General features: G+C 41.5%; 1 protein-coding gene. It reads left to right on the plus strand.

Annotation, left to right across the window (positions count from 1 at the left end; genetic code table 11):
• On the plus strand, nt 1–272 hold a 272-nt coding region (locus tag SB689_RS23135), incomplete at both ends, for a TonB-dependent receptor (protein ID WP_410694401.1).

The raw sequence follows: 272 nt of genomic DNA on the forward strand, positions 1-272 counted from the left end.
GGGTAAGGATATTGGAAAACGGAACCGCAGTAAATGACCTTTCAGGAATAAGCCCAGACTTCAATACAGATATAGGAATGGGTAACGTACAAAGTATCAATATTTACAAAAACTCTGCTTCAGTCTTGTATGGTGGAAAAGCGATTGGAGGAGCTATTGATATTGAAACAGATTATGTAGCCCGACAATTACCGTCAAAAAACTTAAACTTCCGTGCCCTTCTTGAAGGAGGAAGCAATAGCGGGCAGAAACAGGCATTTTCAGCCAGAGGC

The organism is Chryseobacterium sp. SIMBA_038, assembly GCF_046535115.1.
Classification (GTDB): Bacteria; Bacteroidota; Bacteroidia; order Flavobacteriales; family Weeksellaceae; genus Chryseobacterium.